This is a genomic window from Peribacillus sp. TH16 (assembly GCF_016651095.1).
GTDB lineage: Bacteria > Bacillota > Bacilli > Bacillales > DSM-1321 > Peribacillus > Peribacillus butanolivorans.
On the sequence record NZ_JAEKEM010000009.1, the window covers coordinates 2,464,106 to 2,489,328 of the forward strand.

Genomic DNA, 25,223 nt, shown 5'->3' on the forward strand with positions numbered 1-25,223 from the left:
TGAGCTACAATAACTGCACGTGTTTTCCTTTTTTTGATAATGAGATTCATTATCAATATCGTATTCATTTCTATTCTACCATTCCTTTGACATGTGTCAACATATACAAGCGAATTACTTTGATAAATTGGAAATTGTATCCGTTCTTGTTCACACAATCTATATAAAGTTCTTGTGTATTAAATTCTTTCAAACCATGCATTTCGCAACATTAAGTGATAAAATCAAAATAACATATATTTACTCTTCCAATGAAAGTAGCGATATGATGAAAACCTTTCTTTCTAAAATGTTCACCAAAAAAGAGAAAATCCAGATTGAATTTTGTCAAAATAATCTTGACCGTTTCCTTAATGAACAAACACTCGCTGTGTTTGGAAAGTTCTTGACGAACCCCCGAATTCAATATAAAGAATATGAATGTTTAAGTGAATGTAAACTTTGTAATAAGACACCCTATGCTAAAGTAAACGGGCAGATTATGAGTGGGGAAAATACACAAGATCTTTTAAACCAGTTACAAAACATATTAAAATAAATACGGGCCAAGCAACTTCAAATTGCTTTGGTCCTTATTTTATTGTTAACTATATCCCTAAAATTATAATGAAGAAAACCGTGTATAAAAAAACCTCTATAACTCCTATTCCTTCTATATTATAGGAGTGCATAAAAGGATTAGCTGTATCAGCCATTGCAGTCGGGATGAAACAAGATCCTGCTCTACTGTTTCACGGCTGGAGCTCTCTTATTGTTGTTTCGTCTTCATTTCTTTGATTTAGGTTTTACATTGTCATTTATGAGGAGTAGCAGAATACATAACTACTTCTGGGCACCTAGCCATAGAACGCTCTTTATCAACCTAGTAGATACTTCCTGTTTTTTACTATTTTCAAAGTTTATGCTATTTTTCTAGTATTATATGTGATAATTTATGGAAAAAAGATTAATTAGGAGGATGTCTGTGAAAAAGATCATACCAACGATTGTTTCTGTTGTCTCTCTTAGTCTTATCACTGGATTGCCCGGCCTAAGCTCCACGGCTCAGGCAGATGAATTTACCCCTTATTATGGCAAGGGTCCTAGCTACATTCAGCCAGAAAATCTCTCCTACCTTTTCCCAGACCCTAAAGTTACCTTCAATACTCCTGCCTTTCAACATGACAAGATTGCCTTTACAAGCCAAGAAGAAATGATAGCTTATATCAAAAAACTATCCCACAAAAGTAAAAACATCCAAATTAAGACGATTGGTCAATCTACAGAAGGACGCGATATCCCGATGCTCCTTTTCAGCAAGGATTCAAAAAAGCTGAAAAAGGATACTAAGAAACCGTTGATTTGGATTCAAGGTCAGATTCATGGCAATGAACCCGCCTCTGGTGAATCTACATTAGTTATTGCCCAATGGCTTGCTGAAGGAAAACTTGGTGATGTCCTCGATAAAGTGAACATTGCCATCGTTCCACGTGTAAATCCAGATGGCTCCTATTATTTTAAACGGTTTACCTCTAATGACATGGATGCGAATCGAGACTATTTAAAAGTGGAGTATCCTGAGGTACAGACTATTCATCAAACCATCAATGATTATGAGCCTGAAGTCATTCTTGATGTACATGAATATACAGTGAACCCTGCTCCCCTTAAGAAGGTTGGCACAAATGGATCCATCGCTTCCTATGATCTGCTCATTTCTTCAGCAAAAAATTTAAATATTCCGGAACAGCTTCGAAAAGCATCCGACGAACTACTTTTGCCTAATGTTTTTAAAACATTGGAAAAAGAAAAGCTTTCCTATCATGATTACTATACACTTGATACTTCTGATGCTGGAATTCTTACCGCTACTGAAGGAAGCACAGAGGCCCGCATCGGTCGCAACGCTCTCGGATTGAAAAATACGATGACCTATTTAATTGAAACAAGGGGTATCAATATCGGTCGTACTGACTTCAAACGTCGTGTTTATGCACAAGCTACAGCTCAGGCAGCCTTCATTAAAACGACAGCTGATCAAGCCAGTACAGTAAAAAAGGTGGTCAAGCAGGCCGAAAATGAAGTGGTGAAAAAAGGGAGAAAGGCAAATGATCATGATAAAATTGTCATCACCAGCGAAAATAAATTGATAAAAAATCAAAAGTTAACAGTAGTTGATTTAGCAAAGGCCAAAAAGGTCGATACGCCTATCGATTGGCTGGATTCTACCGATGCCTACCCTACCCTTGTTAGAGATCGACCAACAGCTTATATCCTCCCACCTGAATATGAAGATATTGCAAAAAAACTTCAGTTATTGGGAGTGCAGGTGAAAAAACTAAAAAAACCTGTGAAATTATCTGTTGAAAGTTACAAAGTAAAGGATTTGAAAGTGTCCACTACACTTGAAAGCGGACATACAACCAAAGAAGTGACGACCAATGTATCAGCGAAAAAACAGGAATTCCCGAGAGGAAGCTATGTATTTAACATGGACCAGCCTGATGCTAACTTCATTTCCCTCGCACTCGAACCTGAGGGCATAGACAGCTATGTGACATTCAATTTCATTCCCGCTGTTAAGGGCGGAGAACTTCCGATTTACCGCTACATGCAACAATCAGCATTACCAGTTAAATAATAAATCTCCACTACTATCTAAAAAACGCTTTGGCAGCTTTCCTTGCCGAAGCGTTTTATTTTTTATTCCATCTTTAAGCATTAGCAGAATTTCTGACACCATTCAGTCGTCTTTCTTGAATGCAGCAAAAACTTTTGAATATATATATAAACGGACAATGTGTTTAGGAGGGGGGAACACCTTTGAACCACCAACATGTACAATTGGAAATTAACCGACTTGTTTATCACTTAAAGCAAGACCAATCAGCAGATGGATCTTGGAACTATCCCTTTGACACTGGGATAACAGCTGATGCCTATATGATTATTTTACTAAAAATTTTAGACATAGAAGATGCTCCTCTTATAGAGGCTTTAGTAAAAAGGATTGAAAGCAGACAAACAGAAAACGGTTCTTGGAAACTTTTCCATGATGAAAAGGAAGGCAATCTCTCGGTCACTATTGAAGCTTACTATGGTCTTCTATATAGCGGCCTACGGAAAAAACAAGATTTCCATATGAGAAAGGCCAAACAATTCATTCTTTCTAACGGCGGAATCAAACAGGCCAATACGCTAACTAAAATGATGCTCACCGTCACTGGCCAATATAAATGGCCGCCTCTATTCCCAATCCCGCTCGAGGTTATATTACTGCCGCCAACCTTTTTCATCAACATTTATGACCTTTCCGTATATGCGAGAGTTAACTTGATACCCCTGCTTCTGCTTGGACATAAAAAGTATCAGATTAAGTCCTCGAACGCACCTAGTTTAAAAGATTTATATCAAACGCGGGAGGAACGTACTGAAGAATATGTGTGGGAGGAATATCGAACGGACGAATACCGCTCTTTCTTTTCCAAACTTCAAACAGGTGTCAAAACCTTAATTGGTTATCCAGATTATTTGCATTCCTTGGCCCTAGAGTCAACGAAAAGATATATGCTCGACCGGCTAGAGCCCGACGGAACACTTTACAATTATTTTGTTTCTACCTTTTTCATGATCTTTGCACTTCTCTCAACCGGCTATTCGAAAAAAGATCCCGTGATCCTAAAAGCAGTTGCCGGTCTGAAGGGGATGGCCTGTTCAGTTGATGGGTACACTCATATCCAATTTACAACAGCCCATGTTTGGAATACCTCCTTAATCAGCTATGCTTTGCAAGAAGCAGGATTGCCTTCCAAAGATCAAACTGTTAAAGCCGCAAATCAGTATTTACTTTCCCGTCAGCATTATATGTATGGTGATTGGTTGGTTCATAACCCTAACGCGGTTCCAGGTGGCTGGGGTTTCTCAGATTTGAACACAATGAATCCAGATGTAGATGATACGACTGCTTCACTACGGGCGCTTGCCGGTCAATTGCAAACAAACCCAGATAATCAGAACAGCTGGCAGCGTGGTGTCGCCTTCACGATATCCATGCAAAATGATGATGGCGGATTTCCTGCATTCGAAAGAAATAACGATCATAAATGGTTACACCTTACCCCTTTCGAAGGAGCTAAATATTTCCTAACTGACCCATCGACCGCTGATTTAACAGGAAGAACACTTGAATTTTTAGGGAACTATACAAATTTGAAGAAACCTGAGAAAGTCAGCAAAAAAGCCGTAGATTGGCTCTTGAAAGACCAGGAGCGCGACGGATCTTGGTACGGACGCTGGGGAATTTGCTACCTATATGGCACATGGTCTGCACTGACTGGCCTTAAGGCAGCTGGGCAATCCTCTGAACACCCAGTTATCCAAAAAGCTTTGGCCTGGTTAAAGAAAGTTCAAAATAAAGATGGAGGCTGGGGAGAATCTTGTTACAGTGACATCAAGCAACATTATATGCCTCTCGGGACCAGCACCCTGACCCATACAGCTTGGGCTGTGGATGCGTTGATTTCAGCATCCGAAAAACCGACACCTGAAATCGAAAAAGGCATCACCTATCTCATTCGTGAAGCCCAAAAAGAAAGCTGGACCAATGACTATCCTGTAGGTCAGGCACTGGCAAATTTATCGTATATCCATTATCACAGCTATCGCTATATTTATCCGCTTTTGGCCTTAAGTCACTACAGAAATAAGTTCATGAATGTTTAAGCGCTGTGTGTGTCGGCGCTTTTTTCGTCATAAAAAGATGAATATGTGGATTACTTGTGGAAAAGGGTGGCACATAAAAGTACAGTTATCCACATTTTAAGGTTATCCACATATAATTATCCAATAAATTGACCCGAAGCATTATATAAACAAATTATTATCCACAATTGCTGTGAGTAACATTCATTCTTATGTATTTTGCCAATTTATTTGTCCGAAAGTATGCACACAAGCTCTGGATTACTTGTCTTCTTAAGGTTTTGTGGATAATTTGGGGATGAATCCTCACTGTTTTATTATTTTTCACTTCCAAACTGTATCAAGTTTATCGCTATAGAATTCTATTGCCTTTGCATATGACTGGATTGCATGATCCTTAGAAGTTTCCGCAATAATTTTCAGTAAAGATTCCATTGCCAAATTATGATGTCCTAAATTATAGAATGCCATTGCTCTAAATACTATTAAAGCCTTGTCCTCAGGAAACTTGCTCAGCCCTGTTTCTAATGTTCGTTTTGATTTTTCATATTCTCCAATGGTACGATATGTACTCCCCAACCCTAAATATGCACCTTTAGCATCCTCCTCTAATAAACCCAATGTGAGTGCTGTTTCATAATAGGGCACAGCCTGTGACTCAAGCCCAAGAATATCCAAACTCCAGGCACATTGATACTGAATTACAGCATCCTCGGGATTTTTCTTTGCGAGTTCCATTAAAAGTTGATTTGATTTCTCAAACTCTTTCTTACACCGTAACGATAGCGCCGCTTCTAAATTCTTCACTCTCATTCCCCCCTATTGGATAAAGATCTTTATGTCCCTTATTCTGGAGGAACCCTTTAATTCCTTCTTAATTTCGAAACGGATATTGCCATTGTTCATTTATAAGAAAAAAACTAATATGACTGACCAGATACTGTATCAACTATTCTTTTAATGGATTTTGTAAGTATTTAGATTACTAACAAAAAAAAGGATCTGCCCCATGGCAAATCCTTTTTAGTCTTTGATAATCATTTCAGCAAGGTTATTAACAATAAATGTTACGTAACCGAAACAACTTTTGGTCTTGATATTCGATTAATCATCCAATTCGGTTTTTAATACTTTCCCCGTAGTAGCATCAACTACTACGTCATATTCCTTTTGTCCTTGGTTTATCTCCAGTTCGTATACAAGGATGCCATTCTCAGAATCCAGCTCTACATCCGTAATTTGGCCATCCACCTTTTTCAAAGCAATCTTTTCAGCTTGATCCATACTGATTTTTGCAGTTTCCACCGATTTTTGAGTGTTCATATCCTCATCATCATCGTCTTCCATCTCCTGAGAAAGAATCTCTCCTTTTTCAGCATCCACATCTACGTCTTGATAGCCTTCTTCCGTTTTAACGGTCATCTCATAGGTCATCGGCTGGTCCCAATCTTTTTCAAATTGAGTAACTTCCCCACCTAGTTTTTCTGAAATCATTTTGACAGCCTCGTCTTCAGATAGCGCACCCTTATTGACTGCATATACGGCCGTTCCGGCAGCACCACCGAAAAGCAATACGGAGGCTATGGACACCGTCATTATTACCTTTTTCCTTTGGATGATACCTTGTTTTATCGTGCTCCACTGCTTTTTCATGATTGAATTCCTCCTTTAATTTGTTACCTTAAGAATAACAATCCTTCATGAAACGAACATGAACGCTAAATTAGAATTTGATGAGAAAGAATAATCGTCACCGACGTTCCTTCTCCCACTTCACTTTGAATTTCCAATTTGCCGCCGAATGACTCAACAATTGATCGAGCAATGGAAAGACCGAGTCCATTGCCTCCCGTTTTCCTTGCTCTCGATGAATCCACACGATAGAAACGTTCAAATACATGTAACAGATGTTCTGGTGATATGCCTACACCTTGATCTTTCACTCCAATAAAAACTTCATTTCCCTGCTGATTAATCAAGATCTTTATACCCGATTCACTGTATTTCATGGCATTGTCCAATAGGATGACCAACACCTGTTCAAGCTTACTGGAAATGATCATTGCATATATTTCCTTAAACTCGGATTGTATATTTATTTCACGATTCCCAGTCCGTCTAAACGTTTGGGCAATCTGTTCACAAAATGAAATAAGTTCGATTTTTTCCTCCATATCGACTGAAGGTTCCGATTGGGAAGCCGCCTGTAGAAGATGTTCCGTCAACTTTTTCATCCGGATGGCTTCATGATGGATCGCTTCCACTGCCTCTTCCTGAATCGCTGCATCCTTCATTCCCCAGCGTTTCAATAGTGAGGAATAGCTTTCAATAACCGTAATCGGTGTTTTCAACTCATGTGAAGCGTCTGAAAGGAATTGCTGCTGTTGGTTATAATTCCGTTCTAGCCTTTCTATCATCCTGTTGAATGAAACTCCCATTACCTGTAGTTCGTCCTTTGATTGATCCGATAGCGGAATCCGTTTGAATTCTCCACTTTCCTCAATATCCATCATTGTCCCGCTCATGATGGATATTGGTTTAAGAATTAGATTTGCCAACCACTTGCCAGCAAAAATGGATAAAAGAATGACAAAAAGGGATGAACCAGCAAGCACAAGTGCAAGTGTTGATAAATTATCAAGAAGGCTGTCCTGTGCCTGGGTGACCTCAATCATTCCAAGCGGCTTACCTTCTTCCGGATAAGGATAGCGGTAGGTTAACACATACTCTCCGTCGACTTTGGTAAAATCATATCCCTTCTCGTTAACGGATTTTATTATAAGCCCCTGGAGGTCCTCTTCATCAGTAAATATGTTGACCAAGCGTCTTTCGGTGTTAAATACCCGTACCATTCCATCGTCTGGGGTATATGGCTCTACCAAGCTAGAATTGCCGGAGAATAGATCCTTCGCCTGGACATTTTCTTCGATTAACGAAGCCTGATTTTCAAGCATATCCTGTTCCCTCTCAACGGAAATCCAAAGAAAGGCGGTTAAAACGATGATACTCAGCACTACCAGCATGAGGATTAAAAAAAGACTAGAATACCATTGGATTTTCGTCCGGATCTTCATACTGGCTCCTTCAAGCTATATCCTACCCCTCGATAGGTATGTATGAGCTGCAAATCAAAAGGATAATCAATTTTTTTACGTAAATAACGAATATACACATCAACCACATTCGTATCCCCTACAAAATCATACCCCCATACATGGGTCAGAATTTGGTCTCTCGACAGTACTTGATTTTTATTTTGCAAAAGATAAACTAGCAAGTCGAACTCGCGGGAAGTCAGCTCGATCCTTTTACCTTGCCTTAGAATGTCCCTTGTACCAAGGTTCAATTGCAGATCATGGACCTTAAGGTCATCCGCTTTTTCTTCTGATTGGCTCCCCCGTACATTCATCCGAAAACAAGCACGAATCCGGGCAAGTAGTTCTTCTATTTCAAATGGTTTTGTTACATAATCATTCGCACCATGGTCCAGGCCGTTCACCTTATCAGGTATTGCATCCCTGGCTGTTAAGAGGATGACTGGTGTGTGACCATTCTTTTTTCTAAAACGCCTAAGTACTTCTATGCCATTCAACTCGGGTAGCATCACATCTAATAAGATTAAATCCCACTCTTCAGCTTCAGCCCTTTCCAGACCTGTTTTTCCGGTAAAAGCCGATTCAGTTTGATAACCCTCATGGTTCAGTTCCAGCTGTATGACCCTCGCGATTTTTTCTTCATCTTCTATAATTAAAATTCTTTTAATCATTATTTAACACCACCTACCCCTTAGTGTACTGAAGAAAAATGAAAATATCATGAGAAATTGAACCCTTCTCGTTAAATCGTATGACAAAAACAATTCTATAGAGAAAAAAAAGCCCTGCTTCTATCTTTACAGATTAAAGAGAGGTGACTTCCCTGTTTTATGTTCCTTAACTATCGATACTGTAGAACTTTAATTAATAGGGGCGGATTCCCAGCAATCCACTGCCTTATGCTCTATGTCATTTTTTCGCGCCAACTGTCCCATATACTACCGATAAAGAAGAATCTTTAGAAATTCTGTTGGATCGCCCTTATTAACAACGAATATACTTACATGAAGAAAGAGTCAAAATTGAAAAAAGAACCGGATGTGAAAACACATCCGGTTCTTTTGTTCTTTTATTTACCAATCCAATGTTGATCAATGAATACATCGCGTCCTGATTTCGCACGGTCCGCTTTGTACTCATCTTTGTTTTTCTTATGATAGCCTTGATGATATTCTTCAGCCGGATAAAAGGTTTGGGCCTGCAGGATTTCCGTTACTATAGGTTTCTTGAACTTACCGCTAGCTGCTACCTGTTCCTTAGTTTCAATAGCTAATTGTTTTTGAGTTTCATTATGATAGAAGATAGCCGTGCGATACTGGCTTCCTCTGTCATGGAATTGACCGCCATCATCGGTTGGGTCAATCTGCTGCCAATACAATTCCAGCAGTCTTTCATAAGGAAATAACATAGGATCGAAAGTAATTTCAACGACTTCATAATGGCCCGAAGTTCCCGTCTTCACTTCCTCGTAAGTTGGGTTTTCAACTTGTCCACCTGTATAACCGGATACGATTCCTCCAATGCCAGGTTGTTCTTCAAATGGTGTCACCATGCACCAAAAACAGCCTCCAGCAAATGTAGCTTTTTGCATAATGGTCATCTCCCTCCAATACTTATGAATAAAAATTAATATATCATATCCTAACCCCAACCATATGTTTTTTTGATTCTTTATAATTTGCGGAACCGCCATGTCATCGTGCCAAAAAGGATCTGCCTCTTTGGCAAACCCTAAATCAATCTTTTGACCAACCCTTTTCCTTGAATCTTACTATCGCTTCAACGCGATTGCTTACATCCAATTTATCGAGAATGACCGAAATATAATTACGAACCGTTCCATTAGTTAGATAAAGTTGGCTGGCAATTTCCTTAGTATTCTTACCATCTGCAATCAATTTGAGCACTTGACTCTCTCGTTCAGTCAACGGGTTTTCTTCGTCAAAAGCCATATCCACCAGCTCCGGAGCATATATGCGCCGACCATCCATGATGACTCTAATTGAGTTTGCCAATTCCTCACTTGGACTATCCTTCAGTAGATATCCACCTACTTCTGCCTTTCTGGCTCTTTCAAAATATCCAGGACGTGCAAAAGTTGTTAAAATGATGACTTTGCATTGATGGCCCTGACTCTTAATCTCTTCTGCTACATCGAGGCCTGTTTTAACGGGCATTTCAATATCCGTAATGCAGATATCCGGCTTTAAACGATTTACGAGATTCATTGCTTCTTCCCCATTGCTTGCTTTTCCGACAACTTCCATATCCTCTTCTAAATCAAGGATAGAACCTAGCGCACCAAGCAGCATCCGCTGGTCTTCAGCAATAACGATTCGAATCAAAGTTAATCCCACCTATTCATTATTTTTTATAGCATTCGGAACCCTAATGTAAAGTGTAGTTCCTTCAGTTGATTTAATATCTAGGCTGCCGTTAACGAATTCAAGCCTTTCTTTCATTCCTTGAAGTCCATTGCCTTTAAAAAACTCTGATTTGTGTGAAAGCCCCACTCCATTATCTTGGACTTTGATCGTCACTCCTGTCTTTAATTCTTCTATAACGATATTACAGCAGTCGGCACAGCTATGTTTGACTATATTGGTCACAGCTTCTTTCAAGCACATGCTTAAAACCGTTTCAACAAGCAATGGGGTATCTTGCAATTCCGTGGTTCCTTCCAATTTGAATTCTATCTCTGCCGCTTTCAAAATTTGCTTGACCCGGATTATTTCATCGCTTAGCTTAGCCCCACGCATTTCCGACACCATTTCCCGTACTTCTTTGAGTGCCGTCCTCGCCGTTTGGCGGATATCCTTGATTTCCTTCTTAGCCGAATCCGGGTTTAAATCAATCAATTTCCCAGCAAGGTCACTTTTCAAGCCAATCAAAGAAAGTTTTTGTCCAAGAGTATCATGTAAATCACGAGCAATCCGCTGACGTTCTTCCATTTTGCCAAGTTCGGATATTCTTTTATGCGCATCTTCCAGTTGTTCTTCCAGCCTATCCCGTTTATTCCGATTATATGTGTTGAATGGGAGAAGAATCACGCCTACTACACAAATGAGCATAAAGGGAAATTGCGAAAAGAAGGTAGGATCTTTCATGATGAACCCAATATTGACGGACACGATGGTAGCTAATAACTGAATCGAATATAATACGAAAAAACCAACCTTATTTTGAACATTCCCAATAAAGAATGCTAAAAAAAGTGAAAAGTAAATGTAGCTGAAAAATATGGTCATGGATATGGATATGACTATTTGTATCGCAGTCCAAACGTATACGGGCCATCCCTTTGAAACGAATGAAAGGCCATATGAAATGAAAAACAAAATGATCATGACGATTCCAAAAACAATCTCCAACATAGATGAAGATTTGAAAATGAAATAAAAAGGGAGGATACAAAAAATGATCCAGACATAAGGGCTTAGCCCTGTGTTCTTCGGAAAGATATGATACCAACTTTGCATGGCGCTGCCTCTTTTTCTTTTACTCCTAGTATATACTAAGGAGTTTTATCAAAAAACCATCCAATGGAAATTGAATGGTTTTTTAATAAACTATTTATTTTTCTTGAAGACTTGGACGTTTATTATTGATTCCTACCTTTGATTTTGTATCGCTTAGACGGTGCTTAATCTCTTTAAAACTTACAAACGTTTTGTTTTCGCTATCATAAAGGCGGAAGCGAAGCGATTTTAAGCTTGAACCAAGAGTGATTGTTGTTGCCTGTTGCAAAGGAAGGGTGGAATCATGGACTTTTTCCAGATTATAGTTTGGCACTCTTGGACTAAGATGATGCACGTGGTGGAAACCGATATTTCCAGTTACCCATTGTAAAATCTTTGGAAGCTTATAATAAGAACTTCCATCAATGGCAGCCTTCACGTAATCCCATTCTGATTCCTCTTCGAAATAAGAATCTTCAAACTGATGCTGTACATAGAACAGCCAGATGCCCAGTGATCCCGTTACAAAAAGAAGCGGTACTTGGATCATCAAGAATGCCTGCCATCCGATAGCCAAGCATAAAAGACCATAAATCGCCAAAATAGAAGCATTTGTCAAATACGTATTCATACGTTCTTTCTTTCTAGCGCCTTTTGTATTCAAACGATTCGACACAAGGAATAGATAAAATGGTCCTAAACCAAACATGACGATCGGATTTCTATATAAACGGTAAGCTAGACGTCCCCAGAATGAAGCGGCTACATATTCATCAACGGTCATGACCCAAATATCGCCAGTACCGCGTTTGTTTAAATTACTGCTGGTTGCATGATGTATGGAATGACTATGCTTCCATTGTTCATACGGAAATAATGTGACGATTCCACTGATTGTACCCAGGATATTATTCGCTTTCCTACTTTTGAAAAACGATTGATGACAACAATCATGAAAAATAATGAAAATCCTGACCACAAACCCTGAAGCCAGAACGCTAAATGCAAGGGTCAGCCAATATGAGATCGATAAGCTCTGATAGGCTAAGAACCATAATAGAAAAAAGGGTGGAAATGTATTTAAAAGTTGTTTCACACTTGATTTAGTATTGGACATTTCAAAAGGGGCAATATCTTTTCTCAATTGTTTTTGATTATGGTTACTCATAACTTCCTCCTAATAAATATTATATAGAAACGTGGAGTGTTTAAATGGATTGGTAAGCTTACATTTTAAAGCAACTATAATTTACGCCTTGGCCCGTTAAATTTAACGAACTATCTTTCTCTTCTTAAGTATAGGAATAATCACCGATCATCTGAAGTCATAAACGTCAATTGGCTGGCATGACAAACGTCATATACTTGTCTATCCTTTCACTTTTCACACGTATTTTTTCCTCATTTATCATTTTTACCCCTCAAAAATTGATAAATCCACTCAAATGGGGGAAAACAATTAACTATTTTCAACCCAATCGAAACATACTTCCCTTATATGTAAAGCAAGTCTATGTATTGCTCAAACACAAAAACAGATTCACCACAAGGCGAATCCATTTATATCTTAATGGCATAAACCCTTTCAGGCCGTCCTACCGTGCCGTATGTTAAATCCGCTTCAATTTTTTCCTCAGACATCAAGTGTTCAAGATAACGCCTTGCCGTAGTCCTACTCACTCCGATTTCCTTCGCCACTATTTCGGCAGTTAACCCAGGGGATGTGTTTCCCAACACTACCATCACCTTCTCCAAAGTCATCCTATCAATCCCTTTTGGCAATGAAGTCTGTTCTCTTTCCTTGTCATTCATTTCCTTTCTCAAAAGCTTATCCACTTGTTGCTGTGTCACAGGAAAATTGCCCTTTCCTAATTCAGATAATTTAATGTAATATTCTTGATATCGGAGTAAGGACTGTTTGAACCGTTCAAATACGACAGGCTTGATAATATAATCAAATATGCCGATTTTAATGGCTTCCTGGACTTTTTCAATCTCTTTTGTTGCCGTAATCATAATGACATCCATTTGTTTGCTTTGCTGCTTGATTTCTTTCAGGATATCGAGCCCATTCATATCCGGAAAATACATATCGAGCAGCAATAGGTCCGGCTGCATGATTTCAATGAAGCTTTTAGCTTCGACATAACTTGACGCTATCCCAATGGTTTGAAACCCTTCAATTTTTTCGATGAACAGCTTCTGTATTTCAGCAATCCGTAAGTCATCTTCTACGATTAAAACTTCTATTTCGCTAATAGCCTTCATTTAATCACCCCTCTGTTTTTTGGTATGGCTACTGTAAAGATCGTATATTCCCCTTCCTTTGATGAAAAAGTGATATATCCTCCTAAACCATTAATTGCTTCCTTAACAAGACTCAGACCAATCCCTGAATTAGTTTGATGGTTTTTCGTGGTAAAACCTTTCTGAAAAATTTGTTCGGTAACACCTGAATTCATCCCTTTTCCGTTATCTTCAACTTCGATAATCAGTTCTTTACCCAAATCAGTTACGAACAACGAAACCTTTTTTTCCTCCCTTTGGTTTTCCCGTACCGCTTCAAAAGCATTATTGATAAGGTTACCGATAATCGTCACTAACACATCCCGGTCTATTTCGGACGGAATATCTTTAAAACTGCTCTCTCTATCAATAGTAAAATGAATTTTCAGCTCGCTTGCTAAACTTACTTTCCCTAAGATGAACCCAGCAATAATCGGATCAGGTACTTCCTTCATTAAAAAGTGAATGAACCCTTGTGTGACATCTACTTCCTTCGATATAAAATCTATCGCTTCTTTATAGGACCCCAGTTGAATCAAACCAAGAAGAGTATAAAGCCGATTGGAATATTCATGTGTCTGTGCCCTTAGCCCCTCTGCATAGGCCTTCACATGGGAAAGCTCTTGAAGAAGGTTCGATAGTTCGGACTTATTTCTTAAACTCGCAACAGCACCGATAACTTCTCCGTGTTTATTTAATATTGGAATGCGACTTGCCAAAAAAATTTCACCGTCTATCATAAATTCCTGATCATATTCGGCCTGTGCTGTACTGACTACATCAAGCAGATGTGTATTTGTAATGACCTCTTCAATTTTTCTCCCGCGTAGCACAACGTCTTTAGGAATATGAAGGAATTTATGCGCCGTTTCATTGACAACAGTGATTTTCCCATAGACATCAATGGCTATAATTCCTTCATGAATGGATTCCAAAATGGCATGTTTCTCTTGAAACATCCAGGCAATCTCCTTGGGCTCAAGTCCTAATATGGCCTTTTTTATATTTAATGAAATAAAGAAGGCAATTAGTAAACCACCTATTAAGATAAAAGAGATGGTCCATACTATCTTTCTTTGTATTCTAGACACTTCATTTTCAATATCGTTCTGCATGTAACCAACAGAGACTACACCAATGACTTTTCCCTCATCCTCTATTGGAGCTTTCCCCCTTATGGAAGGGCCCAATGTCCCGGTTGATTCCGTGATGATTGATTTCCCATTCCAAACCTCGGCGTTATCTCCCCCTACCATTTTCTTCCCAATCAATTTGGGATTAGGGTGAGACAGGCGTGTTTCATTCTCATCTCCTATTACAATGAATTCCGCATCGATCTGTCTGCGAATTTTTTCCGCAATAGGCTGGATGATCACGGAAGGGCTATCCGTTTGAAAGGCTTGTTTAATTTCAGGCAGCAGTGAAATAGTCTGGGCAACTGATAATGCTTTTTCCCCTGTTTCCTGTTTCAGGTTAATTTCTAAGATATTTATAAAAATAACTTCAAAGATTCCACCTATTAAGATGATTAACGTGCAGATGCCCAGCATCAACTTAGTATGTAAACGCATTCAATCACCTCTTCTTACATCATATAAAAAAAAACCCCTTTAAAAAAGGAGTTTTTTTGCAACATTCAGAAAATATTTATTAACCTTCTATATTGATGACGACATCTTTCCCTCTCTTCTTAAGTAAAACCGGAATGAGCAGCCATAATGCCGTTACAATCAAAAAGGTAAGTGAAAGTGGCCTAGTGAAAAACAAGCTGTAATCACCATCGGATATGGTCAAGGCTCTGCGCATATTATTTTCTATCATCGGCCCTAATACCAACCCTAGTACCAATGGAGCGATTGGATAATCATTTTTACTTAAGAAATACCCCAAGACCCCGCACCCTAATAATAGCAATAAATCATAAGTGGATACTTGAACCGCATAAACACCAAAAATGGAAATCGCGATAATGATCGGAATCAAGTACTTCTTAGGCGTTTCAATGATTTTTGCAAAAACCTTAACGAGCGGAAGATTAAGGATGAGAAGCATCAGATTCCCAATGAACATACTGGCGATAAGTCCCCAAGCTACCTGAGGATGATCTTCGAATAATAATGGTCCAGGTTGAACATTGTACATCATGAGTGCTCCCATTAAGATAGCTGTTGTACCGGAACCTGGAATCCCCAGAGTCAATAATGGAATCATCGCTCCACCAGAAGCTGCGTTATTAGCTGTCTCAGGCCCTGCTACTCCTGCAATTGCTCCAGTACCAAATTTCTCAGGTTTTTTTGAAATCCGTTTTTCCATAAGATAAGAGAAGAAAGAAGCAAGAGTTGCCCCTGCACCTGGTAGGATTCCTACAAAGAAACCTAAGAGCGATCCCCTGGCAATGGGACCCGCGGATTCTTTGAATTCTTCTTTGGAAGGAATCAAATTACTAATCTTAGCGATTTCCCCGTCATCCTCTTCTTTTTCCAATATCGTCTTGAACACTTCTCCAAGGGCGAATAACCCAACTGCGATTGTCAGGAATTCAACCCCTTGATATAGCCAGGGAACGTCGAAGGTAAAACGAGCAATCCCTGATACATTATCAATGCCTATCGTCCCAATCAGCAAGCCGCAAACAGTCATAATTAACGCCTTCGTTACTGACTTTCCCGCCAAACCACTAACAGCTGCCAGTCCTAGAAGCATAAGTGAAAAATACTCAGCTGGACCAAATTTTATGGCAATCGTCGATAATGGTTGAGCTAAGGCAATCATAGCGATAAGGGTGACAATCCCTCCAACAAAGGAACCGATGGCAGAAATAGACAAAGCACTTCCAGCCCTGCCCTTCTTCGCCATTTGATAGCCATCCAATGTTGTAACAACAGAAGAAGATTCCCCAGGTGTATTTAATAGTATAGAAGTTGTCGAGCCTCCATACATCGCTCCATAATAGACACCTGCAAGTAAAATGATGGCGCTTGTTGCCGCTTGCTCTGGGGGAAGTCCTCCCGTAATTGAAGCCGTTACCGGAATTAAAAGGGCCACACCGCTCATCGGTCCAATCCCTGGCAAAACACCGACTGCCGTTCCAATCAATACTCCAACAAAAGCAAAAAGCAAATTATACCAAGTAAGTGCTGTTTCAAACCCTTGTAATAAATAATCAAAAGTGCCCATTACTCATCCTCCTTTCCTTTATGAAAACCAGATTGGCCAACCAGGCAGTGTTCCTTTTAAGACATTTACGAATAAAAAATAGACGATTCCGGAAAACCCTGCAGATATAATGAGTGATGTTACCCACTTGCTCCGTTCCATAGTTTGAAAGCAAACAAACAAAAAGAGAAAGGTTGTAATGACATACCCAAATGTTTCTAATGTCAAAATATAAATCAATGTTGAGAGTAAAATAATGATAAAAGGCTTATACTCCAGCTTTTCCTTACTCGATTCTTGTCTCTTACTCTGATATGCCTCATAAAATAGGCGAATACTCAATGCAGCAAGAACAAGTCCCAAAACAAATGGAAAAATATCTGGCCCCACTGAACTTCCATAAGAAGAACTGGATAAATTCCTGCTCCCTATCATAAACAACACACCGACAGCCAGAAAGGCTACAGCTGCAAAGCGGTCAAATTTCATGTCCACCCTTATCCCCCCAATTCAGAAAATAAGAAGAAGGAGAAGTACCTCCTTCTTCCCCCATTATTTTTCCATTCCTAAAGCTTCTAATAATTGCTGCACTTGTTTCTCTTGTTCTTCTAAAAACTTGCCAAACTCTTCACTGTTTTTATATTCTTGCTCCCATCCTTGTGCCTCGACTTCCTTTTTCCATTCAGAGGTTTCAACTAACTTTGCAATAGATTCGTTCCAAAATGTTTTAGCTTCATCAGACATTTCCTGAGGACCAAAAACTCCCCTCCAAATGGTAAACTCAGCATCTACTCCCTGTTCCTTAGCCGTTGGTATATCTTTAAGATCTCCACCAAGGCGTTCAGTCGATGTTACGGCCAGAACTCTAATCTTCCCTGCTTTTAAAAACTCTCTTACACTAGAGGCATCCGTTCCAATTACATCTGCATTGCCTCCAAGCAATGCCGTTATCGCTTCCCCGCCACCGTCGTACGATACATATTTAAGTTCAGTAGGATTTAAACCATATTCATAGGCTGGAAGAATGGAAATCAAGTGATCCATGGAACCAGGAGCTGATCCTCCTGCAAAAGTTAGCTTGCGCGGATCTTTTTTTACTACTTCCAACACTGATTTTAAATCTTTAAATTCTGAATCCGCTTTGACTACGATAGCTCCATAATCTTTTGTCAGCTGCGCCAAAGGAGTCGTATTTTTATATCCATAAGGACTGTTGCCCTCTTTTTTAAGATTATTAATAATGACAGGGGGCGAGTTCACAAACAGCATGTCGTTATTATCAACTTGCTGTGTTGCATATTCCGCCATAAAAACAGCACCACCACCACCGGGTTTGTTTTCAACGGTTAACGGCTGGCTTACCAGTTTTGTCTCACTTAAGACCTTTGTAAATGAACGAGCTGTTAAATCCCATCCGCCACCTGCACCCGACGGAGCAACAATCGTTATGGCTTTTTTCGGATATCCAGTACTTTCTTTCTTTTCGCCTGATGTATCCGAACTACTGCATGCACCTAAGCTTAGGGCTAACGAACTTGCCAATATAACCGCAGAAATCTTTTTACGAGAAAACATATGAATCCCCCTTTTGAAAGCGTTTTCTTAATTTTACAAAAATTTATACCTTTTCTTTAATTATTCACCTAAAAAACATAAATTCCATAATATCCATATTGTTCATAAAGTTTTATAGCAGGAAAAGGGGGAAAAGACTGCTCCTTCAGAGCAGTCCCAGTTTGTAGACAAAAGGGGGTCTATCTAAATTAAACAAAGTGATTGGAATGGAAGGTGCGAGACTCCTGCGGGGAAAGCGAGTGCCTTACGTTCCAATCACGGTTCGAATTTTACAAACACTTTAAAAAAACTGTAGACTGCCCATTAAGAGCAGTCCAACTAGAATAGAATTTTTGATAGATATACGACCAACGTTACCGTTATACTGCTGAATAAAGTGGACATCAAGACGGCCTGTGCCGCATACTCCGGATGGTTACCATATTCCAAAGCAAATAAAGCACTGTTTCTTGATGTTGGAAATGAGCTTGCTATAAATAATCCTTGAGCAACCGTCCCTTCCAGCCCAAGCATGAGAATGATTAGGAAGGCAATAGATGGGGAGAGTATTAAACGGCCAATCAAGCTAAGAATTAGCGGAAGCGGGAAGTGAGTTATTTTTAAGTACGCACTCTGTGCACCCAGTGTAATCAAGGCAATCGCTATGAACGCACTTGCGATATTATCAATCGGAGTCCATAAAAACAAAGGAATATTGATTGAAGTCGCCTGTAAAACGAAACCAAGTAAGAGAGCGTAGATAACAGGGTTCTTCAAGAACTCACTGATCGCTCCCTTTGCACTTTTTGTATGAACGGAAACGGAATTCATCAATCCATATGTATAGGTTAGTAGATTTTGAAAGATGATAACGATGACTTGAATTGATAGCCCAAGAGGATTATTATGAAACACCAACTGGCTGACTGGCATCCCAAAATTGGCTGAGTTATTTAAGACCACACTATTTTTAAAAGTTGCAGAGAGACTTTGATCAAACTTAGCGAGTTTAGCAATCAATGTACTTACTATGATGAGACTTACAGCTTGAAGAGCAAGGAAGCCAAATATTTGTACAATCATCCCCCCTCCCATCTTGCTTTGATAAATATTAACAAAGCTAATGGCCGGCATAAGTAGGAAATTGTTCAATTTAGACAACGTGTTCATATCCAGATGGAATTTACGATGAAGAAATGCCCCCGCTCCTATTAGAAAAAAGACAGGTACAATGACATTCAATAAAATTAGAAACAAAACACTCATATTACTACCTCTCCATTTCAAAAGGAAATATCCTGTAGATTCACTTCTCTCATAACATCATAATGTGGATGAACCCATAATTAAAATACGAATAAATTATCGTTGGCTATTCAAAAAAGGAATGATAAAAAAAGCACAGAAGTTTCTGTGCTTTATCTAAATATCTCTCATAAAATCGACACTCTTAACAAATTGGACAAACTCATTGACCAGCTTTAATTCTAGCGTCTTTTCATGATATAACATCCAAGTATCTCTAATAAGTATATCTCCTTGTTCATCCTTCAAATTAATCTGATATAGATTTTGGTCTTTCTCCAGTAAGACGCTTGGAAGAATCCCATATCCTAGCCCATTCCTGACCATTTCTTTGCATGTATCACCCTTATCCACTTCCATTCCAACCAAAGGGGGTCTGGAGAAATTCCTTCTCCACCAATTATCAATCATCGATTTTAAAAGAGCGTCGGTCCCATAATCAATCCTCGGCAAAGATGGCAGGTCCTGGATATCAATTTTTTCCTTTGAAGCGATACAAATCGTTTCCTCAAAAAGATGATGCCTTGATTCCGACCATTGATAGTCCCCACGTACAATCCCAACATGGACTTCTTCGTTGTAAATGAGGTTTAGTATTTCCTTACTCCAACCCGTTGTCACATTAAAATCAACCTTAGGAAATTGTTCACGAAAAATTTTCAACAGGCCCGGCAACTTATGAAGCGTAATATAGTTGGAAACTCCCAATCGCAACGTTCCACTAATCTCCTGTCCCATGTTAAACGCAGTCTCTTTTATCTGACGGAGCCTAATCAGCATCTCATCAGCACAGTTTGCCAAGTACTCCCCTTGAGGGGTAAACTGGACACCTCTTGTTCCCCGCTCCACAATCTTCAAATTAAATTCTTTCTCGATTTGTTGAATTCGTTTTGTTAAAGAAGGTTGCGAGATATATAAACTTTGCGCGGTTTTAGTAATATTCTTTTTTTGATATAAAACCTTTAAAATATGCCAATCCCTTTCATCCATTGACTTTCCTCCGATATAACTTTCCAGTAATTGTTTTACCCAAACTGTACCACAAAAGGCTTGAAGGATATATTATTTAACAAAGTCAAAAAAAGGTCCGAGCCATGCCGGCAAGGACCTTTTTACCTTTAAGCAAATTCTCCACCCTTTTCCCTAGTGGGGGGTGGCAACATTCAAGAGGAATACGCTCATTTATTCATTTAATTGAATTCTTTCAGGACATGTATAGATATTCATGGAATCATTACGAATAAATCCGACCGTCGTAATTCCTAATCCTTCAGCTAACTCCAAAGCTAGTTCTGTTGGAGCAGATTTTGAGAGTATAAGTTCACAACCAATCTTCGCCACTTTCAATAAAATTTCCGATGAAATTCGGCCACTGAACACGATAGCCTTTCCTTCTATCGAAATACCATTTTTCAAGCAATATCCATATATTTTGTCCAGAGCATTATGTCGTCCAATATCCATCCGACTTAATACGAGGCCATCGACATCACATAACGCAGCATTGTGAACTCCACCCGTATTTTGAAACGTGACAGCAGAATTTTGCAGATCCTTCATCAAGCGGAAGCAATCATCAGGTGTAAGTTTTACTGAAATATTATCCATTTTCTTAGCAGTCAGTGCATCGTTTACAAAGACAAATCCTTGCCTGCTCATCCCACAGCAAGACGTAATATACCGCTTATTTTGAAAGTCCTGGTAGTATGGGTTCACCTTATCCGTTTTCACATGAACAAAACCTTCTTTTTCTTGCACCCAAATTTCCTTTATTTCTTCATATTTTTTGATAATTCCTTCAGAAGCCAAGTAACCAATGACCATATCTTCAATGTATTCAGGTGTACAAACCATGGTAACAAATTCTTGTCCATTTATTTTCACAGTAACAGGAAACTCCGTCACGACCGTATCTTCTATTCTCTCAATTTCTCCATTAGCTATACGGATAATGTCCCGCTTCATTTCAATTGCTTTCATGTCCCCACTCCTTTTAATGTCTAGGAGCTAATTGACCTAATATGTTAGGAACCTATATCTTCTAGAGGTTGGTCAATGCCCGTTTAGTTTTTCCGCTATTTCCTTATCAAAGACAAATACGGAAATCGCTATATTTTCTTTTACTTTTATATCTGAAAACAAATGGACTAGTTTAGCTCCAACCAGTTTCTCCATTCCTTCCGGAGGATTCACCGAGTATACATCCTGAATCATTTTAGTTCTGGCTGAATGGACCATCTCTTTTCCTTCCTCTGTGCTTGATATGAACATTTCCGTCGGAGTTAAATTACCGTATAACGTTGAGACGGCCATATTTTCAACGAAAACTGTGTGGATACGCTCCGGGCCTTTCCCAAATAGTTCCTTACGAAGCTTACGAATCATATCATTGAATTCATGAATTACTTTTGACATATTACCCTCACTCCAATTCACGGAATTACACTTCTCAATTTTCTTATCATAAATCAACAAGAAAAAAAACGAAAGGAATTTGGAAATGGTAGCTCCTTTACAGGATTGTTTCTTTTTGAAATTAAAGGTATAATATCAATAATAAAAGTTGGGTACGCAATAGTGTACTGTTGTGTTTCTATCTTTTCTCAATACCCATACATAATGGTATGATTGGTATATTGGCAAGTTTTGCTATTAAACTATTCCACCATGACTTACACCACCGTTCAGAGCCGGAGGTGTAATCATGGTGGTTTTTTTCGTGTTTTCGGCTATAAAAGGGGGAAATATTATGAGCGATTCAAATATTACTATAAAAATTAATGGTTTGGACTATACAGCAAAAACCGGATCAACAATACTGGAAGTTATCAATCAAAATGAGATAGCTCATCCACAAATTTGTTATGTTCCTGAAGTAGATCCGATCCAAACATGTGATACATGTATCGTAGAAGTAAATGGGAAACTCGTCCGATCCTGCTCGACAGCGGCAGTGAGCGGCATGGATATTGCCTTAGACTCAAGCAAGGCAAAAGAAGCCCAAACCGAAGCTATGGACCGGATCCTGGAAAATCATTCTTTATACTGTACAGTATGTGATAATAATAATGGAAATTGTAAACTTCATAACACCGCAGAATTAATGGAAATTGAACATCAAAAATATCCTTACACACCGAAAGTGAAATTGGGTGACGTCGATATGTCCCATCCTTTTTACCGCTATGATGCTAATCAATGTATTGCATGCGGACAATGCGTAGAAGTCTGCCAAAACCTTCAGGTCAATGAAACGCTATCCATTGACTGGGAAGCAGATCGCCCTCGGGTAATATGGGATGAAGGAACAGATATTAACAACTCATCTTGTGTCGGTTGCGGACAGTGTGTAACCATTTGTCCTTGTAATGCATTAATGGAGAAATCAATGCTTGGTGAAGCTGGTTTCATGTCAGGTTTGAAAAACGACATGCTTGAGCCAATGATTGATCTTGTTAAAGAAGTAGAACCTGGCTACAGTGGTATTTTTGCCATTTCAGAAATTGAAGCAGCAATGCGAGACACTCGGACGAAGAAGACAAAAACAGTCTGTACGTTCTGTGGGGTAGGCTGCTCATTCGAAGTTTGGACAAAAGGCCGAAAAATCCTTAAAGTCCAACCAACTCATGAAGGCCCTGTTAATGCGATTTCCACTTGTGTTAAAGGGAAATTCGGTTGGGACTTCGTAAACTCTGAAAAACGGTTAACTAAGCCCCTAATTCGTAAAAATGGACAATTTGTTGAATCAAGCTGGGATGAAGCACTTGATTTAATTTCATCTAGATTAGGTTCAATCAAACAACAGCACGGAGGTAATTCTGTAGGTTTCATTTCTTCATCTAAGATTACGAATGAAGAAAACTATGTAATTCAAAAACTAGCACGTCAAGTTTTCGAAACGAATAACGTCGACAATTGCTCCCGTTACTGTCAATCTCCAGCAACAGATGGATTGTTCCGTACAGTCGGCATGGGTGGAGATGCTGGAACCATTAAAGATATCGCCGCTGCAGGTCTTGTCATTATCGTTGGGGCAAACCCGGCTGAAGGCCATCCTGTACTAGCAACACGCGTTAAGCGGGCACATAAGCTTCATGGTCAAAAACTGATTGTTTCAGATCTTCGTAAAAATGAAATGGCAGAGCGTTCTGATATCTTTATGAGACCAAAGCAAGGTACGGACCAAGTATGGCTAATGGCCGTTACAAAATATATGATCGATCAAGGTTGGCATGATCAAGAATTCATCAGTGAAAATGTGAACTTCTTCGACGATTATAAAGAGATACTTAAAAAATATACCTTAGAATATGCAGAACTAAACACAGGGATTTCAAAAGAAACACTAATTCAAGTAGCCGAAATGATTCGTGATGCTGACGGGGCTTGTATTCTTTGGGGAATGGGTGTAACACAAAACACTGGAGGTTCCGATACTTCCGCTGCGATTTCCAACCTTTTACTAGCTACAGGAAACTACCGTCGTCCAGGGGCTGGAGCTTATCCGCTTCGCGGTCATAACAATGTACAAGGTGCTTGCGATATGGGTACTCTTCCAACATGGCTTCCAGGATATCAGCATATTTCTGATGATGTAGCACGTGCTAAATTCGAAAAAGCATATGGAGTAAAAATTGATGGAAAACCAGGTATGAACAATATCGAAATGCTTCACGCTATTGAAAAAGGCGATATGAAAGCAATGTACCTTGTCGGTGAAGATATGGCACTTGTCGATTCCGATGCCAACCACGTCCATAAAGTGTTATCAAGCTTAGATTTCTTTGTTGTTCAAGATATTTTCCTTTCTAGAACAGCTCAATATGCAGACGTCGTATTACCAGGAGTACCATCTCTTGAAAAAGACGGAACGTTCACTAATACAGAACGTCGCGTACAGCGTTTATACCAAGCACTGCCTACTTTAGGAGAAGCTAAAGCAGACTGGTGGATCACCCAAGAAATTGCTAAACGTTTAGGAGCGGATTGGAACTTCAATCATCCAAGTGAAATTTATGCGGAAATGGCGAGCCTGTCTCCAATATTCAGCGGAGCGAATTATGAAGTCCTTGAAGGCTGGAACAGCTTCCTATGGGGAAGCCATGATGGAACTAGCACACCGCTTCTTTATGTGGATGGCTTCAACTTCCCTGATAAGAAAGCCCGTTTTGCTCTATCTGATTGGGTGGAGCCTGCTCAGTTCCCAGAGGAATATGATCTTCATATCAACAATGGACGTATGCTTGAACATTTCCATGAAGGAAATATGACGAATAAATCCAATGGAATTCAATCTAAAGTTCCTGATATATTCGTTGAGGTTTCTCCTGAGCTTGCAAAAGAACGTAAAGTCAATGACGGCGGACTCGTACGCTTAGTGTCACCGTTCGGAGCCGTTAAATTAAAGGTTCTTATCACAGACCGAGTACAAGCAAATGAGCTTTTTCTACCGATGAACTCAGTTGACAAAGATTCAGCCATTAATTTCCTGACAGGTCCTGTGTATGATAACCGTACAAGCACGCCTGCTTATAAACAAACGATGGTTCGCATGGAAGTATTAAGTAAAAGCGGAGACACTCCATTACCGGGATCTAATCCACGGAATAAAAAACGTCATCCTCAAAATGGTGTTGAGGTAGAACGTAAGTGGGCTCGTCCAGGGTATGTTCACTTAACGGATAAATAA

Annotated in this window: 21 protein-coding genes; 4 read left to right on the forward strand and 17 right to left on the reverse strand. The window is 39.4% G+C overall.

Annotated features, from left to right (window positions below):
• Positions 1-289: 289 nt before the first annotated feature.
• The 3 genes from JFV29_RS31820 to shc all read left to right on the forward strand — a co-directional run bounded on the left by JFV29_RS31820 (position 290) and on the right by shc (position 4,701).
• Positions 290-538, forward strand: coding sequence for a DUF1450 domain-containing protein (locus JFV29_RS31820; protein WP_201187266.1), 249 nt, complete (start codon positions 290-292; stop codon positions 536-538).
• 420 nt (positions 539-958) lie between these two features.
• Complete coding sequence (locus tag JFV29_RS26040) at positions 959-2,620, forward strand: M14 family metallopeptidase (RefSeq protein WP_201187267.1); 1,662 nt, start codon at positions 959-961, stop codon at positions 2,618-2,620.
• A 182-nt stretch (positions 2,621-2,802) separates the two neighbouring features.
• Positions 2,803-4,701 (forward strand): squalene--hopene cyclase, encoded by a 1,899-nt coding sequence (gene shc, locus JFV29_RS26045; RefSeq protein WP_201187268.1) that lies wholly within the window; start codon positions 2,803-2,805, stop codon positions 4,699-4,701.
• A gap of 303 nt (positions 4,702-5,004) precedes the next feature.
• Here the strand turns inward: shc and JFV29_RS26050 are convergent, their stop codons facing one another.
• From JFV29_RS26050 to JFV29_RS26130, 17 genes are all read right to left on the reverse strand, one after another.
• Positions 5,005-5,487 (reverse strand): tetratricopeptide repeat protein, encoded by a 483-nt coding sequence (locus tag JFV29_RS26050; protein WP_397444146.1) that lies wholly within the window; start codon positions 5,485-5,487, stop codon positions 5,005-5,007.
• A gap of 297 nt (positions 5,488-5,784) precedes the next feature.
• Entirely contained in the window at positions 5,785-6,333 is a 549-nt protein-coding gene (locus tag JFV29_RS26055) for a PepSY domain-containing protein (RefSeq protein WP_201187270.1), read from the reverse strand.
• Between the two features lie 65 nt (positions 6,334-6,398).
• Complete coding sequence (locus JFV29_RS26060) at positions 6,399-7,703, reverse strand: sensor histidine kinase (RefSeq protein WP_201187272.1); 1,305 nt, start codon at positions 7,701-7,703, stop codon at positions 6,399-6,401.
• A gap of 47 nt (positions 7,704-7,750) precedes the next feature.
• On the reverse strand, positions 7,751-8,446 hold the full coding sequence (locus JFV29_RS26065) for a response regulator transcription factor (protein ID WP_201187274.1): 696 nt from the start codon (positions 8,444-8,446) through the stop codon (positions 7,751-7,753).
• A 398-nt stretch (positions 8,447-8,844) separates the two neighbouring features.
• On the reverse strand, positions 8,845-9,366 hold the full coding sequence (gene msrA, locus JFV29_RS26070; RefSeq protein ID WP_201187276.1) for a peptide-methionine (S)-S-oxide reductase MsrA: 522 nt from the start codon (positions 9,364-9,366) through the stop codon (positions 8,845-8,847).
• Positions 9,367-9,511: 145 nt separating this feature from the next.
• A complete protein-coding gene (locus JFV29_RS26075; protein ID WP_201187278.1) occupies positions 9,512-10,120 on the reverse strand; it encodes a response regulator transcription factor in 609 nt (202 codons plus the stop codon).
• A gap of 12 nt (positions 10,121-10,132) precedes the next feature.
• The gene (locus JFV29_RS26080) at positions 10,133-11,254 is read right to left on the reverse strand and encodes a sensor histidine kinase (protein ID WP_201187280.1); all 1,122 of its coding nucleotides are present in this window, start codon (positions 11,252-11,254) and stop codon (positions 10,133-10,135) included.
• Positions 11,255-11,348: 94 nt separating this feature from the next.
• Complete coding sequence (locus JFV29_RS26085) at positions 11,349-12,401, reverse strand: fatty acid desaturase (RefSeq protein WP_201187282.1); 1,053 nt, start codon at positions 12,399-12,401, stop codon at positions 11,349-11,351.
• A 392-nt stretch (positions 12,402-12,793) separates the two neighbouring features.
• Positions 12,794-13,501, reverse strand: coding sequence for a response regulator (locus JFV29_RS26090; RefSeq protein ID WP_057215817.1), 708 nt, complete (start codon positions 13,499-13,501; stop codon positions 12,794-12,796).
• The gene (locus JFV29_RS26095; RefSeq protein WP_201187284.1) at positions 13,498-15,090 is read right to left on the reverse strand and encodes an ATP-binding protein; all 1,593 of its coding nucleotides are present in this window, start codon (positions 15,088-15,090) and stop codon (positions 13,498-13,500) included. Before JFV29_RS26095 ends, JFV29_RS26090 begins: the two co-directional genes overlap by 4 nt.
• 79 nt (positions 15,091-15,169) lie before the next feature.
• On the reverse strand, positions 15,170-16,696 hold the full coding sequence (locus JFV29_RS26100) for a tripartite tricarboxylate transporter permease (RefSeq protein ID WP_053348639.1): 1,527 nt from the start codon (positions 16,694-16,696) through the stop codon (positions 15,170-15,172).
• Between the two features lie 18 nt (positions 16,697-16,714).
• Complete coding sequence (locus JFV29_RS26105; protein ID WP_207196452.1) at positions 16,715-17,164, reverse strand: tripartite tricarboxylate transporter TctB family protein; 450 nt, start codon at positions 17,162-17,164, stop codon at positions 16,715-16,717.
• A gap of 63 nt (positions 17,165-17,227) precedes the next feature.
• On the reverse strand, positions 17,228-18,250 hold the full coding sequence (locus JFV29_RS26110; protein WP_201187288.1) for a Bug family tripartite tricarboxylate transporter substrate binding protein: 1,023 nt from the start codon (positions 18,248-18,250) through the stop codon (positions 17,228-17,230).
• A 318-nt stretch (positions 18,251-18,568) separates the two neighbouring features.
• Positions 18,569-19,495 carry an AEC family transporter gene (locus tag JFV29_RS26115; protein ID WP_056524565.1) on the reverse strand — a complete coding sequence of 309 codons (927 nt, stop codon included), beginning with the start codon at positions 19,493-19,495 and terminating at the stop codon, positions 18,569-18,571.
• A gap of 156 nt (positions 19,496-19,651) precedes the next feature.
• Entirely contained in the window at positions 19,652-20,524 is an 873-nt protein-coding gene (locus tag JFV29_RS26120; RefSeq protein WP_201187290.1) for a LysR family transcriptional regulator, read from the reverse strand.
• 192 nt (positions 20,525-20,716) lie between these two features.
• Positions 20,717-21,514 (reverse strand): formate dehydrogenase accessory sulfurtransferase FdhD, encoded by a 798-nt coding sequence (gene fdhD, locus JFV29_RS26125; RefSeq protein WP_201187292.1) that lies wholly within the window; start codon positions 21,512-21,514, stop codon positions 20,717-20,719.
• A 72-nt stretch (positions 21,515-21,586) separates the two neighbouring features.
• Positions 21,587-21,949 carry a DUF2294 domain-containing protein gene (locus JFV29_RS26130; RefSeq protein ID WP_053348632.1) on the reverse strand — a complete coding sequence of 121 codons (363 nt, stop codon included), beginning with the start codon at positions 21,947-21,949 and terminating at the stop codon, positions 21,587-21,589.
• Between the two features lie 334 nt (positions 21,950-22,283).
• Here JFV29_RS26130 and fdhF point away from each other — a divergent pair, with 334 nt between their 5' ends.
• Positions 22,284-25,223 (forward strand): formate dehydrogenase subunit alpha, encoded by a 2,940-nt coding sequence (fdhF, locus tag JFV29_RS26135; protein WP_201187294.1) that lies wholly within the window; start codon positions 22,284-22,286, stop codon positions 25,221-25,223.